The organism is Acetobacterium malicum subsp. dehalogenans DSM 11527, from assembly GCF_000472665.1.
GTDB classification, from domain to species: domain Bacteria; phylum Bacillota; class Clostridia; order Eubacteriales; family Eubacteriaceae; genus Acetobacterium; species Acetobacterium malicum.
Map to the genome: position 1 here is coordinate 35,952 of NZ_AXAC01000013.1, position 19,900 is coordinate 55,851.

General features: G+C 47.5%; 19 protein-coding genes. 4 read left to right on the forward strand and 15 right to left on the reverse strand.

Annotated elements, in window-relative coordinates:
• Positions 1-4 precede the first annotated feature (4 nt).
• Positions 5-655, reverse strand: coding sequence for a potassium channel family protein (locus A3KS_RS0106120; RefSeq protein WP_026394166.1), 651 nt, complete (start codon positions 653-655; stop codon positions 5-7).
• Positions 656-3,520 (reverse strand): cation-translocating P-type ATPase, encoded by a 2,865-nt coding sequence (locus A3KS_RS0106125; RefSeq protein ID WP_156913209.1) that lies wholly within the window; start codon positions 3,518-3,520, stop codon positions 656-658.
• Between the two features lie 237 nt (positions 3,521-3,757).
• On the opposite strand from A3KS_RS0106125, the gene pdxS reads away from it, so the two are divergent.
• A complete protein-coding gene (gene pdxS, locus A3KS_RS0106130) occupies positions 3,758-4,630 on the forward strand; it encodes a pyridoxal 5'-phosphate synthase lyase subunit PdxS (RefSeq protein WP_026394168.1) in 873 nt (290 codons plus the stop codon).
• 5 nt (positions 4,631-4,635) lie between these two features.
• On the forward strand, positions 4,636-5,226 hold the full coding sequence (gene pdxT, locus A3KS_RS0106135; RefSeq protein ID WP_026394169.1) for a pyridoxal 5'-phosphate synthase glutaminase subunit PdxT: 591 nt from the start codon (positions 4,636-4,638) through the stop codon (positions 5,224-5,226).
• 36 nt (positions 5,227-5,262) lie between these two features.
• On the opposite strand, the gene A3KS_RS0106140 is transcribed toward pdxT, so the two are convergent.
• The 3 genes from A3KS_RS0106140 to A3KS_RS0106150 form a co-directional block, all read right to left on the reverse strand.
• The gene (locus tag A3KS_RS0106140) at positions 5,263-6,240 is read right to left on the reverse strand and encodes a uroporphyrinogen decarboxylase family protein (RefSeq protein WP_026394170.1); all 978 of its coding nucleotides are present in this window, start codon (positions 6,238-6,240) and stop codon (positions 5,263-5,265) included.
• A gap of 54 nt (positions 6,241-6,294) precedes the next feature.
• A complete protein-coding gene (locus A3KS_RS0106145) occupies positions 6,295-6,924 on the reverse strand; it encodes a corrinoid protein (protein WP_026394171.1) in 630 nt (209 codons plus the stop codon).
• Between the two features lie 81 nt (positions 6,925-7,005).
• Positions 7,006-7,803, reverse strand: a complete 798-nt coding sequence (locus A3KS_RS0106150; RefSeq protein WP_026394172.1) for a methyltetrahydrofolate cobalamin methyltransferase — start codon at positions 7,801-7,803, stop codon at positions 7,006-7,008.
• Positions 7,804-8,151: 348 nt separating this feature from the next.
• Here A3KS_RS0106150 and A3KS_RS0106155 point away from each other — a divergent pair, with 348 nt between their 5' ends.
• On the forward strand, positions 8,152-8,811 hold the full coding sequence (locus tag A3KS_RS0106155; protein WP_026394173.1) for a TetR/AcrR family transcriptional regulator: 660 nt from the start codon (positions 8,152-8,154) through the stop codon (positions 8,809-8,811).
• A 114-nt stretch (positions 8,812-8,925) separates the two neighbouring features.
• On the opposite strand, the gene A3KS_RS0106160 is transcribed toward A3KS_RS0106155, so the two are convergent.
• Genes A3KS_RS0106160 through A3KS_RS0106180 form a run of 5 tightly spaced genes read right to left on the reverse strand, consistent with a single transcriptional unit; the run spans position 8,926 to position 12,980 of the window.
• Positions 8,926-9,972 carry a DMT family transporter gene (locus tag A3KS_RS0106160; RefSeq protein WP_026394174.1) on the reverse strand — a complete coding sequence of 349 codons (1,047 nt, stop codon included), beginning with the start codon at positions 9,970-9,972 and terminating at the stop codon, positions 8,926-8,928.
• A gap of 54 nt (positions 9,973-10,026) precedes the next feature.
• A complete protein-coding gene (locus A3KS_RS0106165) occupies positions 10,027-10,851 on the reverse strand; it encodes a metal ABC transporter permease (protein WP_026394175.1) in 825 nt (274 codons plus the stop codon).
• On the reverse strand, positions 10,844-11,551 hold the full coding sequence (locus A3KS_RS0106170; protein ID WP_026394176.1) for a metal ABC transporter ATP-binding protein: 708 nt from the start codon (positions 11,549-11,551) through the stop codon (positions 10,844-10,846). The genes A3KS_RS0106165 and A3KS_RS0106170 overlap by 8 nt, the downstream gene beginning before the upstream one ends.
• Positions 11,548-12,543: a metal ABC transporter substrate-binding protein gene (locus A3KS_RS0106175; RefSeq protein WP_035355464.1), complete on the reverse strand. Its 996-nt coding sequence runs from the start codon at positions 12,541-12,543 to the stop codon at positions 11,548-11,550. The genes A3KS_RS0106170 and A3KS_RS0106175 overlap by 4 nt, the downstream gene beginning before the upstream one ends.
• Positions 12,543-12,980, reverse strand: coding sequence for a Fur family transcriptional regulator (locus tag A3KS_RS0106180; RefSeq protein ID WP_026394178.1), 438 nt, complete (start codon positions 12,978-12,980; stop codon positions 12,543-12,545). Before A3KS_RS0106180 ends, A3KS_RS0106175 begins: the two co-directional genes overlap by 1 nt.
• A gap of 217 nt (positions 12,981-13,197) precedes the next feature.
• On the opposite strand from A3KS_RS0106180, the gene A3KS_RS22410 reads away from it, so the two are divergent.
• Positions 13,198-15,651, forward strand: coding sequence for a diguanylate cyclase (locus A3KS_RS22410; protein ID WP_051355696.1), 2,454 nt, complete (start codon positions 13,198-13,200; stop codon positions 15,649-15,651).
• Positions 15,652-15,761: 110 nt separating this feature from the next.
• Here A3KS_RS22410 and thiD read toward each other — a convergent pair whose 3' ends face one another.
• From thiD to cytX, 5 genes are read right to left on the reverse strand one after another with little or no spacing between them, the layout of a single operon-like run.
• A complete protein-coding gene (gene thiD / locus A3KS_RS0106195; RefSeq protein WP_026394179.1) occupies positions 15,762-16,562 on the reverse strand; it encodes a bifunctional hydroxymethylpyrimidine kinase/phosphomethylpyrimidine kinase in 801 nt (266 codons plus the stop codon).
• Positions 16,562-17,215, reverse strand: coding sequence for an HAD family hydrolase (locus A3KS_RS0106200; protein WP_035355467.1), 654 nt, complete (start codon positions 17,213-17,215; stop codon positions 16,562-16,564). The genes thiD and A3KS_RS0106200 overlap by 1 nt, the downstream gene beginning before the upstream one ends.
• Complete coding sequence (thiE, locus tag A3KS_RS0106205) at positions 17,212-17,850, reverse strand: thiamine phosphate synthase (protein ID WP_026394181.1); 639 nt, start codon at positions 17,848-17,850, stop codon at positions 17,212-17,214. The genes A3KS_RS0106200 and thiE overlap by 4 nt, the downstream gene beginning before the upstream one ends.
• Positions 17,837-18,661 carry a hydroxyethylthiazole kinase gene (gene thiM / locus A3KS_RS0106210; protein ID WP_026394182.1) on the reverse strand — a complete coding sequence of 275 codons (825 nt, stop codon included), beginning with the start codon at positions 18,659-18,661 and terminating at the stop codon, positions 17,837-17,839. The genes thiE and thiM overlap by 14 nt, the downstream gene beginning before the upstream one ends.
• Entirely contained in the window at positions 18,643-19,845 is a 1,203-nt protein-coding gene (gene cytX, locus A3KS_RS0106215; RefSeq protein ID WP_026394183.1) for a putative hydroxymethylpyrimidine transporter CytX, read from the reverse strand. The genes thiM and cytX overlap by 19 nt, the downstream gene beginning before the upstream one ends.
• Positions 19,846-19,900: the final 55 nt, after the last annotated feature.

The following is a 19,900-nucleotide window of genomic DNA, read 5'->3' on the forward strand; positions in this document are numbered from 1 at the left end:
CTTTCTATCCTAATCCCAGCAGCGATTTAAGACGTTCCCCTGATACCGCAGCCACTGCTAAATGAACCAGATCGCGGTTTTCAAACACCGTATTAAGCGCCGGTATGATCGAGCGGTTCCCGCGGCTGATCGATACCACGCTGACTTCGCCAGGAATTGTCAATTCCCCCACCCGTCGCCCGACCAACAAGGCTGGTATCTCAATTTCCATAATATCGACATCGCCATTCCCGATACTCATGGCCACATTAACCGGTGCAAAACTCAGCAAATCGGCCACCCGATTTACGCCCCAGGACATTGGATCAAAGACCTGCAGTCCCAGCCGCCGATAAATTTCCGCTTTGCGGGGTTCATGAAGGGCTGACACGACCCGGGGAACCCCAAATATCTGACTGGCAATCCGGGCGGTGAGGGCATTGGCCTCGTCGTTGGAGGTCACCGCGGCCAGCGAGTCTGCCCGCTCAATTCCGGCCGAAAGCAATACATCCCGGTCAAATCCTACCCCGGCGATGGTTTTTCCCTTAAAGCCGGCTCCCAAATGTTTAAAGGTCAATGGGTCCTGATCAATGACGGTGATGTCGTGAGCACTCTGATTCAGTTTAAGAGCTAAACCGGATCCGATTCGCCCACAGCCTATTATAATGGTTTTCATTTAGCTATCCCCTTTCTCAATCTCTGTTTTATTATGTTTTTTATCCAAGCGTCGTTTATCCCAATTTCGCAAGAAGGCCTTCCGCAGTTCATCAATAAGAATCACCACTGGCACCCACATAAAGAGATAGGCCCATTCAATCAAGCCGATTGGGGCGGTATTAAAGATCTCGTGCAAAAACGGCGTGTAGATCAGAATACTGAAGACCGTTAGCTCACAGATGATCCCGATTAAGATCATATGGTTGCTGAACAGCCCCACCTTAAACACCGAGGCCCGTTCGGTTCGACAATTGAAAACAATCCCGATTTGGGTAACCACAATCGCCCCTAACGTCATGGTGGTCGCCATTCGGTAAATCTCGCCCGAGTCAGCCATCGGTATCCCCGGCCAGCCGTTCTGCCAGTATAGGAAGAAGAAGGCTGACATCGCAATGGCCGACTCCATGATCCCATAAAACAGAAAAGCACGAATGAGTAACGGTCGATTGAGCAAATGTTCTTGCTGCGATCTTGGCGGACGCTGCATCACCCCTTCTTCTGGCAGTTCAACCCCCAAGGCGATGGCCGGGATCATATCGGTACCCAAATCCACCGCCAGAATCTGCATGACCGTCAGCGGCAGCGGGATCTGCCCTTTGGCGAATAAAAACACAATAAAAGGCACCGCCTCGGGGACATTGCTGTTTAAAATATAGGTGGCAAACTTACGGATATTGTTGTATACCCCCCGGCCTTCTTCCACCGCATTGACAATCGAGGCGAAATTGTCGTCGGTGAGAATCATATCAGCGGCTTCCTTGGCCACATCGGTTCCGGAAATCCCCATGGCAATGCCGATGTCAGCCTTTTTAAGGGCCGGTGAATCATTGACGCCATCACCGGTGACCGCCACCACATTACCCATCTCCTGGAGGGCGGTGACTACCCGCAGCTTTTGTTCCGGTGCCACCCGGGCAAAGACAATTTCCTCAGTTAGGGCTTTTTTAAGATCCACGTCATTAATTTCGTCCAGTTCAACACCAGTGACAATCCGGGGCTGAAGACTATGGATAATGCCGATCCTCCGGGCAATGCTTTCGGCCGTTAAGCCGTAATCACCGGTGATCATAATAATCTTTATCCCAGCCTGATGGCATTTTTTAACCGCTGCTGCCACTTCCACCCGGGGCGGATCCGCCATCACCGTGAGACCTAAAAAGGTCATATTGTTTTCAATGTGATCAGGCGTATAGTCGCTGAGACGCTCGGACAAACCCATGTCTTTGGTGAGAATCCGCATCGCTACTGCCAAAACCCGAAGTCCTTTGCGGGCATAGTCATCATTGGCCGCCATCACCTGCTTACGGGTATCCTCATCCATCGCCACATCTTCACCGTCTTTGAGATAATGGGTACACAAATCCAACACCTCTTTGGGTGCCCCCTTGATATAGGCCAGCTTTTCGAGATCTGAGATATCACGGGATACCTGATGAATCGTACTCATCCGCTTGCGATGGGACTCAAAGGGCAGCTCCCGCAACCGCGGACTGTGCGAAAGCTCCGCGTCCAGATCAATTTTACCCTTCCGGGCGGCCACCACCAGGGCGGCCTCGGTAGGATCCCCGAGAATATTCCAATGGTTTATTTCCGGGGAGGGCGGCAATAAGCGGGAATTATTGCAGAGGCTGGCGGCCAGCAACAGTTTTCGCATATCCTGGTTTTCGGCCAGCGAAATAACGGTCTCACCAGCCATTATTTCCCCCTCCGGGGCATAACCAACCCCGGTTACCGTAATTTGCTGATTGACCATCCAGCAGTCACTAACCGTCATTTCATTCTGGGTCAGGGTTCCGGTTTTGTCAGTACAAATCACCGTGGTACAGCCCAAGGTTTCGACCGCTGATAAGCGTTTGATTAAAGCATTGCGTTTGGCCATCCGCTTGACTCCCATGGCCAGGGATAAGGTCACCGTGGGTAATAATCCTTCGGGGATAAAAGCCACAATCATCCCCATGGCGAAAATAAAACTTTCGGTAATATTGACATGAGCAAGCAGAACCGCCAGCACAAAAAAGATGACCCCCATGCTGATCGCCATCGCTGAAACCAGCCGGGTGATCCGTCCCATTTCCAGCTGCAGCGGACTGGGTACTTCCACCATGTTCTGGGTCAGATCGGCAATTTTACCGAATTCGGTATTCATCCCAGTGGCAAACACCACCGCCTTACAGGCCCCCGAAGCCGCATTGGTTCCGGCAAAAATCAGGTTGGGCTGTTCCGAACGACCCAGGTCAGTCCGATGACCAACATCTTTGGTTTTATGGGCCGGATGGGATTCCCCGGTCAGAATCGACTGATCAGCTCTGAAATCATTGTCCTCAACCAGACGGCTATCGGCCGAAATGCGGTCGCCCTCGGCCAGAATAATCAGATCGCCGGGCACCAGTTCCTCGGCCAGAATTTTGACTTCGGCTCCATCCCGGATCACCCGGGCATAGGTCGGCAGTAGTTGTCCCAGCGCTTCAATCGCTTTTTCGGCCTGAAACTCCTGCCAGAAACTGAATAATCCATTAATGACATTGACCAGCCAAATGGCAATGGCCAGTTGGGGCAGCTGGGCTATCAGGGCCACCACGCCGCCAATCCATAAGAGAATGGCCATCAGGTGGGTAAAATTGGCCAGAAATTTCCAGATCAGCGGTTTACCCTTCTTTTTTTGAATACTGTTCTCACCAAAATGCGCCAATCGTGCTGCCGCTTCCTCAGACGTCAGACCTTCCGCACTTGTTTTCAGCTCGATATAAACATCAGCAACGAATAAGTTTTCGATGGGTTTTTCTAAGCCTATTCCCAGCGCTTCAACATCTGTCTGCTGCATCATCAATCACCCTCTTTTTTTCATTTTTGCACAATTAAATTTTTTCGCAATTTGCCCAAAGCAAAACTTCGTTCTATTTCAGTATACCCACTATTTTGTCTTACCAATCAATTTTTTATTTTTCCATTCTGATCCTGTCATTTTTGTATTTTTTGATACTTATAATGATATCAGAATTGTATTACAATAAGAATGCAAACCACATTGAAGAACTGAAAATCAAATTGAGGAGATACTTAAATGAATAATCGCTATGAACTAAACAAAAACCTGGCCCAAATGTTAAAAGGCGGGGTAATTATGGATGTTACCACGGCCGAGCAGGCCCGCATTGCCCAGGAAGCCGGTGCCTGTGCGGTGATGGCATTGGAACGGATTCCCGCTGATATCCGCTCGGCCGGCGGGGTTTCGCGGATGAGTGATCCCAAAATGATCAAGAGTATTCAAGCCGCGGTTTCCATTCCGGTAATGGCCAAGGTGCGGATCGGTCATTTTGCCGAAGCCCAGATCCTGGAAGCCATCGAAATAGATTATATTGATGAGAGCGAGGTGCTGTCGCCAGCCGATGATACCTACCATATCGACAAAACCGGTTTTTCAGTACCCTTTGTCTGCGGCGCCAAAGATCTGGGTGAAGCCCTGCGACGAATCAGTGAAGGTGCTGCGATGATTCGCACCAAGGGTGAACCGGGTACCGGCGACGTGGTTCAGGCCGTTCGCCATATGCGCCTGATCAACCAGCAGATCCGCACGATTCAAAACACCAGAGCAGATGAACTCTACCAGGTGGCCAAGGATCTGCAGGTACCTTACGAGCTGGTTCAGCTGGTCAATGAAACCGGCAAACTACCAGTGGTGAACTTTGCTGCCGGCGGCATCGCCACTCCGGCTGATGCGGCTCTGATGATGCAGTTGGGGGCTGAAGGGGTCTTTGTCGGCTCCGGCATCTTCAAATCCGGCAATCCGGCCAAACGGGCTCAAGCCATTGTTAAAGCGGTGACTAATTACAATGATGCCAAACTGCTGGCTGAACTCTCAGAAGATCTGGGCGAAGCCATGGTGGGTATCAACGAGCAGGAAATTGCCTTATTGATGGCCCAACGAGGCATCTAATGGCGATAACCATTGGTGTATTAGCAGTCCAGGGCGCTTTTTCCGAACATATCACCACTTTGAAGCAATTGGGTGTTCACTGCATTGAAATTAGAAAACCCGCAGATCTGGCCAGCCATCCCCTTGATGGCCTGGTTCTCCCCGGGGGCGAAAGTACCGTTATCGGCAAGCTCTTGCAGGAGCTGGCGCTCTTTGAACCCCTGAAAGACCTCATTGAAGCTGACCTGCCGGTGCTGGGCACCTGCGCCGGACTGATTCTGCTGGCGGGCCAGATTGCCGAAGATAACACCATTCATTTTGGCACGATGAATATGGTAGCCCGCAGAAACGCCTATGGCCGCCAGCTGGGCAGCTTTCAGACGGAGGCTGAATTTGATGCCGGCGGAAAAATCCCGATGGTTTTTATCCGGGCGCCCTATATCGAAAGCGTCGGCGTCGATGTGAACATTCTGGCTCGGGTTGATAATCATATTGTGGCCGCCCGACAGGGAAACATGATAGTGACTTCCTTTCACCCGGAGCTGACCGCGGATCTGACGGTGCATCAGTATTTTTTAAATTTAGTTCAACAAAAAGCAAAAACCTGTATCGCTTGATAGCGATACAGGTTTTTGCGGTAATAACTTTAACGATTAAAACAGTTCTTTGCTCATTTCATCAATGCACTCATCGATATAAGCGATAACGCCTTCAAAATTCTCAATTGGCAGACCAGATGTCTGGCAAGGAATGAAGTATTTGTGGCCATTGGCTTTACAGGTTTCTTCCACCTGTTTTTTTACCACTTCTTTTTCCCAGCCGGGATAATCAACAGTACCGCTGTGAAGACCGCCCATGAAGGTGATCTTGTCGCCGTATTTTTCAACCAGTTCCGGAATATTATTGGTGTTCATTACCCCTTGCCAGATATCAATGCCCACTTCGATCATGTAAGGCACTAAATTAGCCGCATAGGAGTCACTATGGTGGATAATCAATTCCACGCCATTGTCTTTATAGAACTGATAGATTTTTTTGTACGATGGCACAAAGAATTCTTCAAACATTTCTGGCGAAATAAAGGAAGAAATCTGGCTGCCCCAGTCATCATGATGTAAAATGGCTTCCGGCTTCAATTTTTCCATCATCACGGCGGCAAATTCCAATTCATATTCAGTCAGATAGTCAATCAGTTCCTGCATTGCTTCTGGCTCTTCGTAAAGGGCCATCAGGGCGTTTTCCATGCCCATCAGGTGATGGGTCATTTCGAAGAGACCTGGTGCGAAAAAGGCCGTCGCAAACTTTTCTTTACGGTCAACGGCATTGGCGTGAGCAATCGCTGGCGCCCAGGCTTCGTCTGAGGTGGCAATGGCTGGTTTTTTGACGGTTTTTTTCCACTCGGTAATATCCTGAATCACCGCCAAGCCATCGTGATGAACCGGGAACATGCCTAACTGGCCTTCTGGCCATTGCCAGGTAATACCCCAATGATCTTTCCATGTTTGACCATATTTAAATTCTGTACCAGTTGGTACTTCCATGATCAGATCAATAAATTCATATTGTTTGACAAAACGATCCGGATTGCCACCCTTCATTGTTTCCAGCAAATTTTCTCTGATTGTTAACATAACTTCTCCTTCTTATGCTTTATTTGGGATAATTGTTACTGTTCTTGTAGCGGCTTAAGCGCCAATCAGTTCTTTGGCTTTAGCAGCAGCACTACCGGCATCCGGTGCATAACCATCGGCGCCGATTTCTGTAGCGTACTCTGGTGTAACCGGAGCCCCACCAACAATGACCTTCATATCCGGATAAGCTGCTTTAATCGTTTGAACGGCTTCTTTTAACGCTGGCATGGTAGTGGTTAACAGACCAGAACAAGCAACTAATACAACATTATTATTTTCTTTTACCGCTTCTACAAACTTGTCTGCCGGTACGTCAACGCCCAGGTCAACCATATCAAAGCCAGCGCTTTCAAGCATCATCACAACCAGGTTTTTACCGATATCGTGCAGATCGCCGGCTACAGTTCCCATGATACAGGTTCCCAGTGAATTGGCGCCATCGCCGGCCATCACTGGTTTTAACACTTCTACCCCTTTGGACATCGCTTTGGCGGCAATTAACATTTCTGGAACAAAGATTTCTCCAGATGAGAATTTATCCCCGACCACGCCCATGGAGGCAACCATTGCATCCAGAATATCCTGCGCTTTATCACCGGCATCCAGAGCTTCCTGAACGGCTGCGGCAACCTTCTTTGATTTACCGGTTTCGACCAATACTTTTACATCTTCAATTTTTGACATTTTCAATTTCTCCTTTGATTTTTATACTAATTTTTATTTTAATCACCCGGAACCTGTGTGAGTGCCGGGTTTGGTTGTAACTTATTTTACGAAAATACCTTCCCGGAAAGCACCGATATATTCCATGCAGTATTCATCTTCACCCATCATCGCTTCGGTGGCAAACAGCATTCCCATCATATCCTTGTTCAGGGGATCGAGAATAAAGCTGTCCATGCCGGCGCTCATGGCCAGAACGGCAAAGGCCTGGTTGGCAATCCGGCGGGCTGGTAAATTGAAAGAAATGTTGCTGACGGCACCGGTGACATGAATGGTTGGATATTGCTTTTTGATTTCCCGAATGACTTCGGTGACCATGGTAATCCCATCTTCCGAGGTGCACAGCATTTCAATCAAGGGATCGATGTGCATGCGGGAGGGGTCAATCTTATATTCCTGGCATTTTGCCATTAAGTCAGTGAACACTTCCAGACGATCCTTGGCGGTTTTAGGGATGCCCTTGTCACTGTTTAGCAAAGCCACACATTCCCACTTGGTATCGGCCAGTACCTTAAAGGCCACATCGACCTTGTCCCCTTCTAATGACACGGAGTTAAACAGTCCTGGTTTGTTGCAGTATTTCATCGATTCAATGCAGGTATAAACATTGGGGCTGTCCACTGCAATCGGCACGTCAGTAGCATCCTGAACGATGTCAATCAACCATTTCATCGTTTCCAGTTCGATGTCATCGTCCACTGAGGCACAGACGTCGATGAAATTAGCCCCAGCTTCGGCCTGCTTAATCGCCAGGTTCCGGATAAATTCGACATCCTTTGCCGCTATCGCTTTCGCGGTTGAGGGAATAGCACCGTTAATTTTTTCGCCAATAATTATCATTTTCTTTCTCCTTTTCGATCTTGTTTATATTTGAAACGATTCTTCGTTTAAATGCCACTTTTCTCTGATTCTCAATCACCCGATATGATTATCGTTTACAGTCATTAACTGACAACGCTGTCATCATTTTCCGGCTGGCCTGATTAATCGCCAGCATTCTTACCCGCACCAGGTTCCCTGAACCGTTATTTATTTTACCGGTAAAGTAATTGCAGTATAGTCCTATTTTTACGAATTGTCAACATAAATTTTACCGGTAAAATATTTTTCTTCAGATCTGATGTTTTGCCTTGATATCGAGAAGATTAAACGATACAATAACAGCATCGAAAACAAAGAGAGACAGATATGAAAAATCAGAAAGAAAATATTATCCAGGTTGCCACAAAACTTTTTTACGAACAAGGTTATAAAAATACCTACTTAGATCAAATTGCCACTGATTGTGAGATTACCAAGCCTTTAATCACCTATTATTTTAAATCAAAATCTAATTTAGCCCGGGAAGTGACCGAAAAATTTCTGGTCGAACATAAGAACAGGGTTGCTTTTAGACTCTATTTAGAATATTTCAAAGGTCAGCCGGCCGACTTGCAGGTGAGTACCGCAGTGGAAATCCGTTTATATGACATGCTGCATCTATGTGATCCCAATGTCATGCGTTTTATTAAAGAACATGCTGATGAAAAGCATGAAGATACCTTTTCCCAAAGCGTTGTTCATCTTTATAAAATCCATGACCGCCGATACAAATTAAAACTGAAACGATGTCCTGATGAAATATCGATGATTGCCCGATCTGCCATGGCTTCCTCATTATCGGTAAAATTAGCCTATGCCAATGGCGAGTTTGACTGTTCTCAGGAAGAATGTCTGGATTACCTGACCAGCCTTCATTTTGTCCTGATGCATATTGATGAAAGCCGAATTGATGAAATCATTGACGAAAGCAAACGGGTTTTACAATTGATCCCTTTTGAAATCAAGCCTTATTTTCAGGTTATCTAATCTCGTTATTTATATTAGCTGATTACAAAAAAGAACTTAGTCGCACTGTTATGATCAGCGCGGACTAAGTTCTTTTTTCGTATATAGCAATAATCGTTCATCTCAATGTATATGTCAATGCATATGCCGATGGTGAACGTCCGGCAGATGGCAGTGACTGTGAACCGTATTTTTGTGGGTATGTTCATGACAATGCTCACCGGTAACCGGCGGATGATCCGCATGAAGATGGTGTGCATCATCGTGGTTATGACTATGATCGTGGGTCTCCTCAAGATGGATGTGATCATGTTCGTGATTTTCCGATAGCGCCAGCCAGGTCCCCAGAACCATGATGGCCAAGGCTATTAAAAACGAAAAAGTAATCGGTTCCTTAAGTACCAGCCAGGATATCAGCACTCCCATAAAAGGGGCTGCCGCATAATAGGCACTGGTTCGGGCGGCTCCCAGTCCCCGCTGGGCTTTGACATAGAAAAAAATACTCAGACCATAGGCCACAAAACCTAAGGACATAGCCAGGCTAATATAAAGCAACGAGCCGGACAGGTCACCCCAGATCATGGCAATCAGCAAAGCCCCTAGTCCCGATCCAAAGCCTTTCAGGATAACCACCTGCACCGGATCTTTAATCGATAGATTCCGGGTGCAGTTATTCTCCAAACCCCAGCAAACACAGGACAGCATCACGAAAACCGCCCCCATCGATAAGTTAATCGCCGCAACATTGCTAACCGTCAGAATGATACTGGCCAGAGAGATCAATATAATGGCCATCCACATCCGTTTGCCAATCGCTTCTTTAAAAAAAATCATGGCAATCACTGCGGTCGCCGCAATTTCAAAATTTCCTAATAAGGCCGCGGTACTGGAGTTAGTCAGACTGATCCCCAGCAATAGAAAAATCGGCGCCGCGATATCCAGCAAAATCATCATCATAATTGAGGGCATTTCTTTTTGGGTAAGTCTTGCTTCTGTAGTCGCAGTCCGTCGGGTTTTATTTAAAACCGTCAGCACCGTCATCCCCAATCCCGCGCCCAGATAAAGCAGCGCCGCCAGAAACAAGGGGTGTATTTCGTTTAGCAGCAGCTTGGAAAAAGGTGCATTAATTCCAAATAGCAGGGCTGCCAAGACTGCATACACGACCGCAGCATTTTTCTTCATAAATGATTGAACCTCCGCTTCTGAGTTTTCTGTTGTTATTTTACGACAAGCTAGCTAAGCTATCGCTTTCTTAACCAGTCCGATCGCCGAAAAGATGACAAACATCAATAAATTGATCACCACCACGCTGGCACCGGTGGGAAAAGAGAAAATAAAGGACAGGATAATACCAGCTACAAAGCAGCATACCGACAAAATAGCCGAACTGATCACCACCTGTTTAAAGGTTTTAAACAAACGCATTGACGTCAGGGCCGGAAAGATAATCAGACTGGAAATCAGCAACGCGCCCATCATCCGCATCCCCACCACAATGGTCAGCGCCGTTAACAGGGCAATCAGGGTATTGTAGCGGCCAGCATTGGTACCGGTTGCCCGGGTAAAACTTTCGTCGAAGGTAACGGCAAAAATCTTGTTGTAAAACAACACATACAACAGGATAACCACTACCGAAACCCCGACACTGAGCAACACGTCGCTTTCACTCATCGCCAGAATGCTACCAAACATATAATTACTGGTATCGGCATTCATTCCCGATGTGTAGGAAATGATAATCACCCCGATGGCCAGCGAACTGCTGGAAATCAGGGCAATGGCGGCATCGCCTTTAATCCGGCTGTTTTCGCTGATCCGCAACAACACAAAAGCGGCTACCGCCACCACCGGAATGGCCACTTCCAGCGGTGACAGGTTTAATGCCATGGCCAGGGCCAGGGCCCCAAAGCCGACATGGGACAAGCCGTCGCCGATCATCGAGTAGCGCTTTAACACCAGACTCACCCCCAAAAGGGCCGCACACAGCGACACCAGAACCCCAACGATGAGGGCCCTGACCACAAAGGCGTAAGATAATAGCTCAGTCAGCAATTCAATCATTTTTACGCGCCCCCATCATCTGCTGACACATTTCCGTTTTTAGGTAGTCTGCGGTTGACCCGAAGAAGGCCGTTGCGGTTTTCATATGAAGAATTTTGTTGCCGTATTGGATGGCGCTATCCAAATCATGGGAGACCATCAATACGGTGATCCCCTGGCTTTGATTGAGTTCCGCGACCAGTTGGTACAACTCAGCCGTCATCATTGGATCCAATCCGGCCACTGGCTCATCCAGCAGCAGCAATTTTTCGGTGGCACAAAGGGCCCGGGCTAACAGCACCCGCTGCTGCTGGCCGCCCGATAAATCACGATAGGATTTTTTTCTGATATCGGTGATATTCAACTGCTCCATCTTAGCCGCGGCCCGTTCCTTTTCCAAGCGCGAGTAGAAGGGCAACAGTCCCCGGCGATTGAGGCAGCCGGAGATCACCACCTCGCTAACGCTGGCTGGAAAGTCCCGTTGAATCACCGTCTGTTGCGGTAGATAACCAATTTCATTTGGGGCGAGACCGTCAAAGGTAATGCTGCCCTCCTGAGGTTTAATCAGTCCCAATAGACCTTTGACCAGGGTACTTTTCCCCGAACCGTTTTCGCCCACCACACACAGATAGTCGCCCTGCTCCAGATCAAAGCTGACGTTGTTTACGGCCCGTTGCCCATCATATCCGATGGTGACCCCTTCACAGGAAATTAATTTCATTGGTTGGTCAGCCCCTTTCGCAGATTTTCGGCATTTTGCTGCATAATTGAAACGTAGGTTGCCCCAGCCTCAAAATCGTCTTTTGTGACATTATGAGCCGAATGAAGTTGCAGCTGCTGGGCTCCGGTTTGTTCACTGATGGCCCTGGCAATATTGTGATTGCTGAGCTCGATATAGTAGACATATTTAATGTTCTGCTCCTTGATGGTATTCATCAGATAGGCCAAAGTTCCCGCACTGGCCTCGGTATCGGTACTACAACCAGGAAATGCCGCTTGATATTCCAGACCGAATTCATCGACAAAATATCGGAACGGAAAGCGATCGCCAAAGACCAGCAACTTATTGGTGGAGGCTGCCACAATCCCGGCGATTTCATCATCCACAGCCTGGATCTGCGCTGTATAAGCGGCGGCATTTTTGGTATAGGTAGCGGCGTTTTTGGTATCCACTTCGGCCAATGCGGCGGCGATTTCATTGACCATCAAGATGGCATTTTTAGGTGCTGTCCAGATATGTTCGTCATACTCAATTTCGGCCTCGGCTGGTTTGGCTTCTTTTTGAATCGTTTCTGTGTCCCCTTCCTCTTCTTCAGCCTCCATCCCTTCTACGATTTCCTCTGCCACCGGCTTAACCGCATCCATCAGACGAATAATTTTCTTATCACTGGTATCCATGGACTCCAGAATCGTGCTGACCCAGGCATCGTTTTCGCCGCCAATGTAGATAAACACATCGGCATCCTGAATTTTGATAATATCAGCCGGGGAGGGATCATAGGAATGAACTTCGGCGGCTGGTTTTACCAGCATCGTCAACTCGGCCTGATCCCCGGCAATGGCTCTGGCAAAATCAAAAACCGGAAAAATAGTCGTAACAATACTAATTTTTCCGGAGCTATCGGCGTTTTTGGCCGCCGTATTTTTGGTACAACCGGTTACGCCCACTGCCAAAATCAGCAGCGCCACTAAAACAACACCTATCTTTTTCATCACAAGGCCTCCTGATTGTTTTTTTCATGAGCTGAACAACTTTTACATAATCCATAAAAAACTGTTTTGAATGTATTGATGTCAAAGGCGTGGTGGTTCAATACATGGGTGTAAAGATCCTTCATATAACCACAGTCCAGATGAATCAGGGTTCCGCAATTCTCGCATTTCAGATGAAAATGCTCATGGCAATGGGCTTCTTCGCCAATATACTGAAAACAGGCACTGGTTACCCCATCGATGATGTACTTTTGCAGCTCACCCTGCTCCACCAGCTTATCAAGATGTCGATAAATGGTGGTTACTCCCACTGGCGTGCCCTGCTTTTCTAAAAATTCAGCAATCATATTGACGGTAATATGCTGATTTTTTTTGGCTATTAAATATTTCAGGATCGTATCCTGTTGCTTTGTTTTATAGTAAGACGGTTTTCCCATTTTATCCCCCGCTTAAATGAATTTGAAAATCATTTTCATATTACCTCAAAAATACTGATCTGTCAAAGTAATTTGAAAATCATTTTCATATTGCTCTTTTTTTTTATTTATGTTTTTTTCTTGCAAATCGGGATATAATAACCATAGTTTATCGTTTCTTAAAATGTGGACCGCAATTTTTTTCAGGTTATTAATTGTCACCTTATGAGAGGCACCCATGAATATCGATCTCGCTACGATAGCCCTGATATTAGTCCTTTCCAGTATTTTTCAGGCTATTTTTATACTCCTGCTTTCGTCTAAATATCCCGGTGTTGATCACTTTGGAGTCAGCTGCTCCTTTTATGCCCTGGGGTTTCTTTTTGTTATGCTTCAAGGTAACAATTTCAATGATCTGTTCACCGTTGTTATCGGTAATGCACTCTTGCTACTGGCGCTGATTTTTCAGTATATGGGCCTGGTTCGTTTTTTAGAGCTGCCCGAAAACAGATGGTTTCCGCCGATTATTTTCGGATTTTGCCTCTTCGCTCTGATCTATTTTCAGTTTATTTTCGACTCGATTTCGGCACGAATTTTCGCGATTAATCTGTCGATTGGTCTGATTTCTCTGTTGAGTGCCCAAACCCTGAATAACCATAAAAACGCCCTGATACCACGACAAATCCAGTTGCTTTTCTTATTATTCGCCACAACCGGAGTTTTTGCTGTTGTGAGAGCTGTACACGGATTATTTTCGCCACCGCTCGACAATGCCCTGTCGCCATCACTTTTTCAGATTATTTCTTTTACCGGAGCCTTTATCGCCAATATTATTGTCACCTTTACCTTTATTATAATGGTCAATGAACGGGTCAGTTCGGAGATCCGCTCAGCCAAAGAACAATTTGAACAAATCTTTAATCTCAGTCCCGATGCCAGCCTGATCACAACCTTACCGGACGGCAAAATTGTGAATTTCAACCTCGGCTTTCTCAATTTTACCGGCTTCAGCCAGGAAGACGTTCAGAATAAGAGCGTATTGGACCTTAATCTTTATGAAAACCCCGCCGATCGGGAAAAACTTCTCGAGGAGATCACTGCCAACCAGTCGATTGATGATTTTGAATTGAATTTCAGAAATAAAGATAGGGAAATCCGAATTTGTGCCATGTCTGCCAAAATCATCCAAATGAATAACACCCCCCATATCATCAGTATTATCAATGACATTACCGACCGGAAAAACGCCGAGGCCGCCCTGATCAAAAGTGAAGAAAAGTACCGCTTTCTGACTGAATTCGCCTCTGATGTGATTTGGCTTTTTAATCTTAGCCAGAATAAATTCACCTACATGAGTCCCGCTATTTTTCAGTTGAGAGGCCTTACCCCCGAGGAAGCTATCGCCGAAAATCTGGAGGTCTCGATGACAGGCGAATCACTTCAACGGGTCCGGGCGGAGCTGAAAAAAAATGTCAACGCCTTTATCGCCAACCCTGATGCCCCTAATACCTATCTGATTGAAATACAGCAACCCTGCCAAGATGGACGGCTTATCTGGGTTGAGGTTTCCACCAAATACCGCTATCATGTCAGCGGTGATATTGAACTGGTTGGCGTCAGCCGTAACATTGACAAAAGAAAACAGGCCGAAGAAGCGGTTCTTTACCTAAGCTACCACGATCAATTAACGGGGCTTTACAACCGCCGTTTCTACGAAGAAGAACTACTTCGTCTCGATACCCCGCGAAACCTGCCGATTGCTTTGATTATGGCTGATGTTAATGGACTTAAGCTGATTAATGATGCCTACGGCCACCAAATGGGCGACAAAGTCTTAAAGGAGTTTGCTGAAATTTTGAAAAAAGAGTGCCGTCATGATGAAATCGCTTCCCGGGTTGGTGGCGATGAGTTTGTGGTTTTGTTCTCGCACACGGATCAGCAAAGTGTCGAGAGTATTGTAAAGCGACTCAATGTTGCCGTTTCCCAGGTTCAAATTGACCACACTATTTTATCGGTTTCGATGGGTTTTGCCCTCAAAGAAGATCCTCATGACGATCTGAACGATGTTTTTAAACGAGCCGAAGATGCCATGTATCAGCATAAATTGATCATCAGCCCCAGCATCAAACGGGCCACCATTGACTTGATTGTCAATTCCATTTACGAACGTAACCACCAGGAGGTCATTCATTCCCAAGCGGTCAGCGAATACTGTCAGGCCCTGGCCCGGACTCTCGACTTTGACACTGAAGCCATCAACCAGCTTGGTCTGGCCGGTTTGCGCCATGATATTGGCGAAATTGCCATTGATGAAGCGATTTTAACCAAGTCTGAAAAACTCAGCGAAAGCGAATGGGCAGAGATCAAACGTCATCCCGAAATCGGCTACCATATTCTCCGCTCCGTCAATGAACTGGCTGAAATTGCCAAATTTGTCCTTGAACACCATGAGCGCTGGGACGGGCAAGGCTATCCTAAAGGGCTCAAAGCTGATGAAATATCCCTGCAGGGTCGGATTATTGCCATTGCCGATGCCTATTGTACGATGACCACCGAGCGCCCCTATTGTCGGGCTCTGACCGAAGCCGAAGCGATTAAAGAAATCAAAAAATGCGCCGGCCTTCAATTTGATGAAAATCTGGCCCGCCTCTTTGTCGAGAAAGTGCTGCAGCAAGAATGGCCACCATCTTAAAAGCCAATTGATTACCCAATGGTTAAAACACCTGGTTAGGAATCAATTGGCTTTTCTGATCTGACTGACGACTTGGCTTGCGCCTCGCCTTTTCTTACTTTCGGTTTTGCTTATCTCCGGGTCACCTGAAAACCATGATCCAGGGGCCCGCTGCCATGGCCCAGATCCAAATTGGCGGCCAATGCTCCGGACACGTAATCCTTGGCCTTTTTCACCGCCGCTTTCATTTCAGCACCGGCGGCCAGATTGCAGGCAATCGCCGCGGACAGGGTACAGCCGGTGCCATGGGTGTTGGGATTATCAATTTTCACACCGGGAAACCAGACTTCTTCGCTGCCTGTGTGATTTTGAATCAGCAGAAAATCATCGGCACTTTCAAACAGATGGCCGCCCTTGATCAGAATACTGCCAGCATAGGTTGCCGCGATTTTTTTAGCGGCTCTGACCATATCCAACCGGGAATGAATGCCAAATCCACACAGACATTCAGCCTCCGGAATATTGGGGGTAATCAGGTCGGCCAGGGGCATCAACTCTGTTTTTAAACTTTCGATGCTATCATCACTCAACAGTCGGCCGCCGCTGGTGGCTACCATCACTGGATCCAGGACAATGTTGCTGGCCTGGTGCTGTTTTAGTTGATTGGCAATACTTGCAATAATCGCAGCGTTGTAAACCATGCCGATTTTAACGGCGTCGGGAAAAATATCGGTAAAGACGCAATCCAGCTGATTTTTCACAAAGTCAGGCATAACTTCAGAAATTCCGTAAACTCCAGTGGTATTTTGCGCCGTTAACACAGTGATCACCGTCATTGCATAACTGCCATGGGCCATAATCGTTTTTATATCGGCCTGGATACCGGCTCCGCCGCTGCAATCCGACCCGGCTATTGATAAGACCTTTTTCATCATAACAACTCCTTAAAGCTCATAATCGCACAGTCTGAACTATTCTTGATCGCTTCCCAATCATTCTTAGAGGCTTCATCAAAGACGCCGACAATATGACAGCCCGTTTCTCTGGCCGCCTTGATGCAATACAGGGAATCTTCAAAAATGGTAATCCGCTGGGCCGGCAGTTCCAGCTGTGCCACCGCCTGATGATAAATCTCCGGCTGACTTTTAGGCAGACCGGTCATCCCGGAAGTCAGAATAAAGTCAAAATGATCCAACAGGCCAAAGCGGCGCAAGACCAATTCGGTCAGGGTCTTGTGGGTGGCGGTTAAAATACCCATTCTGATGCCCTGGTTTAAATAGTGATCCAGTGTCTCTTTAACATAGGGTTTTAGGACAATATGTCTGGCATAATTTTCCCGGATCATGCCGTTAATTTCATCACCGACCTGTGCTTCCGTCATGGCGACCCCGTAAAACTCGATAAAATAGCGGGCCGATTCAGCAAAACTCATGGTTTTAATAGTCTCATTAAGATCATTCGGGGGAACAATCCCGTGTTTTTTTAAAAAATCACTGCCGATATTTTCCCAGGCCGGCATCGAATCAATCAGGGTGCCGTCGAGATCAAAGATCATCCCTTCCACATTCGTAATTGCCTGGTTCATGATCGTGTCATCGCCTCGGATAAAGATCTCAGTTCCTGGGTCGCACTGATGATATCCGCTTTCGCAAAGATGGCCGATACCAGGGCCACCCCATCCACCCCGGTTCCTGTTAAGGTGTGAATATTCGTTTCATTAAGCCCGCCGATGGCCACCACCGGAATTGAGACCGCCTGACAGATGGCCGCAATCGTTTCAAACGCCACTACCTCGGCATCCATTTTGGTGGCGGTGGCATAGATGGCCCCCACCCCGATATAGTCGGCGCCGTCGGCTTCAGCTTTTAAGGCCAGTTCCACCGTATCCGCCGAAACGCCGATAATTTTATCGCCAATCCGCTTTCGCAATTCCCCCGCATCGATATCGTCCTGACCGACATGAACCCCATCGGCGTCCACCGCCAGGGCCACTTCGACGTCATCATTAATGACAAAGGGGATTTTGTAGGCATCGGTTAATTTTTTGATCGCCTGGGCTTCCTTGACAAAGTCATCAAAATCAAACTCCTTTTCCCGCAGCTGGATAAAGGTCGCGCCCCCTTTTAAGGTGTCTTCAACCTGATCGGCCAGGCTCCGGTCGCCCAGCCAGGTTCGATCAGTCACCGCATAGAGCAGCATCGTATTTTTATCGAGTTTCAACCTTCATCCCTCCTTCCAATGTTTGGCTATCCATCCGACTCATGGCATCGATGAGATAGGTGCGAAAAGATGCCGTGCCGGCCTCATGAGCCTGAACCTTGGCAAAGGCCAGCTCCCCGCACAAACCCAGACAACTAACTGCGGCAGCGGTCGCCAGCAGCAATTCATCGGGATTGGCCCCGCAATAACTACCAATGACCGTGGTCAGCATGCAGCCGGTGCCGGTAATCCGGGACATCATTGGATGACCGTTACGAATCACCAGGGCTTTGTGGCGATCGGCGACAATGTCGATGGCGCCGGTGATCGCAATGACAGCCCCGGTTTTGGCGCTGAGGGCTTTGGCAAAGACAACCATCTGATCGAGATTTTCTTCGTTCACTGCATCGCTGATATCAGCATCGACCCCTTTGGTGGTACCGCTGCCCTGATCGATGGTTTTAATTTCCGAGACATTGCCGCGGATCACGCTGAACTGAACTTCCTTTAACAGCTTAAACACCGTGTTCGTCCGTAGCGTCGAGGCACCAGCGCCGACCGGATCGAGAATCACCGGCCGGCCGAGACTGTTGGCTTTTTTCCCGGCCTTAATCATCGCAGCCACCGTCCGCTCGTTAAGGGTGCCGATATTAATCACCAGGGCGTTGCAGATGGCAATAATTTCTTCCACCTCATTGATATCGTCAGCCATAATCGGTGCCCCACCACAGGCCAGCACGATGTTGGCGCAGTCGTTCACGGTTACATAGTTGGTGATGGAATGGACCAGCGGCGGCTGGTTACTGATAGTTGTTAAGATTTTTTCGAACATAATACTCTCCCTTTTTCTACTAATATGCACAAGATGGCAATCAGAACCATTGCCGGCAGGGTGACTCCAATGGGAAAGTCAAATCCCATCAGGTATCGATAAATCAATACGCCGGCGATCCAGATTATGGCATTTTTTAGATCAATTAACTTATTTTCATCGGGACTGACCTGCTTAAAGATAAAATATTCCGTCAATAGAATCGCAAACAGCGGCACAAACACCGACCCAATCAAATATAAAAAATCCTGATATTGCTCAATCGGGGTGATCATCGCTAGGATAACGCCGATCGCACAGGTTGCCAGAACCACGGTTTTTTCTTTGACCTTTGAGGTTATGTTGATAAAGCTGATTCCGGCCGAATAAACATCCAGAAAGGCCGTTGTGACGGTGGAAAAAAGAATGATAATCAGAGCCACTACCCCAAGCCCCATGGCCGTCAATAAGACAAAAATATCTGTGGTACCCACATAAAGGGCGGCACCCAAACCGATGATATACATCCAGCAGCTGCCGATAAAGTAGCTAACCGAACTAACCATGACACCTGACTTTTTCCGCTCTGAAAACCGGGTATAATCAGCAATCAGCGGCAACCATGATATCGGCATGATCGCACTAAGCTCGACCGCACCCCCAAATGTCATCGTTCCTTCAACTGCCGAGCTGCTGGCCGCCCCACCGAAAATCTGAAAACTCAAGATAATGGAACCAACGAAAAGCAGCCCCACTGCGACAAAATTGAGTTTTTCGATATTTTTAAATCCGGCCAGGACCCACCCAGTGATAACAACGCCAATGATAAGGCACCAGAGCATTGTGTTTTGGTAGTTAAAGACATTGAGGGTAACCCCGTCGATGGCTTTTGCCGCGGTAATTACCATCACTGCCGTCCACCCAATCAGCTGGAGGATATTCATGACCGAAAAAAAGTAAGATCCGTATTTCCCAAAGGAAATCCGGGACGACTCAATCGACGCCAGTTTACTTTGTGACCCAATGACCCCGGCCAGAAAAAGAATCATGGTTCCAATGATGTGGCCAATGATAATGGCCATCATCCCATCCTTCAGACCCAATGGTGCAATCAGTGTTCCTGTCATGACTTCGGCAATGGAAATAGCCGCTCCAAACCATAACAGACTCAGACTCCGGTTTGACAGTTTGTTTTCATTTTGCATAGTATATTCCTTTCGTTTTAAGACTGCACCGATTACATTAAAACGTTTGAGGAAT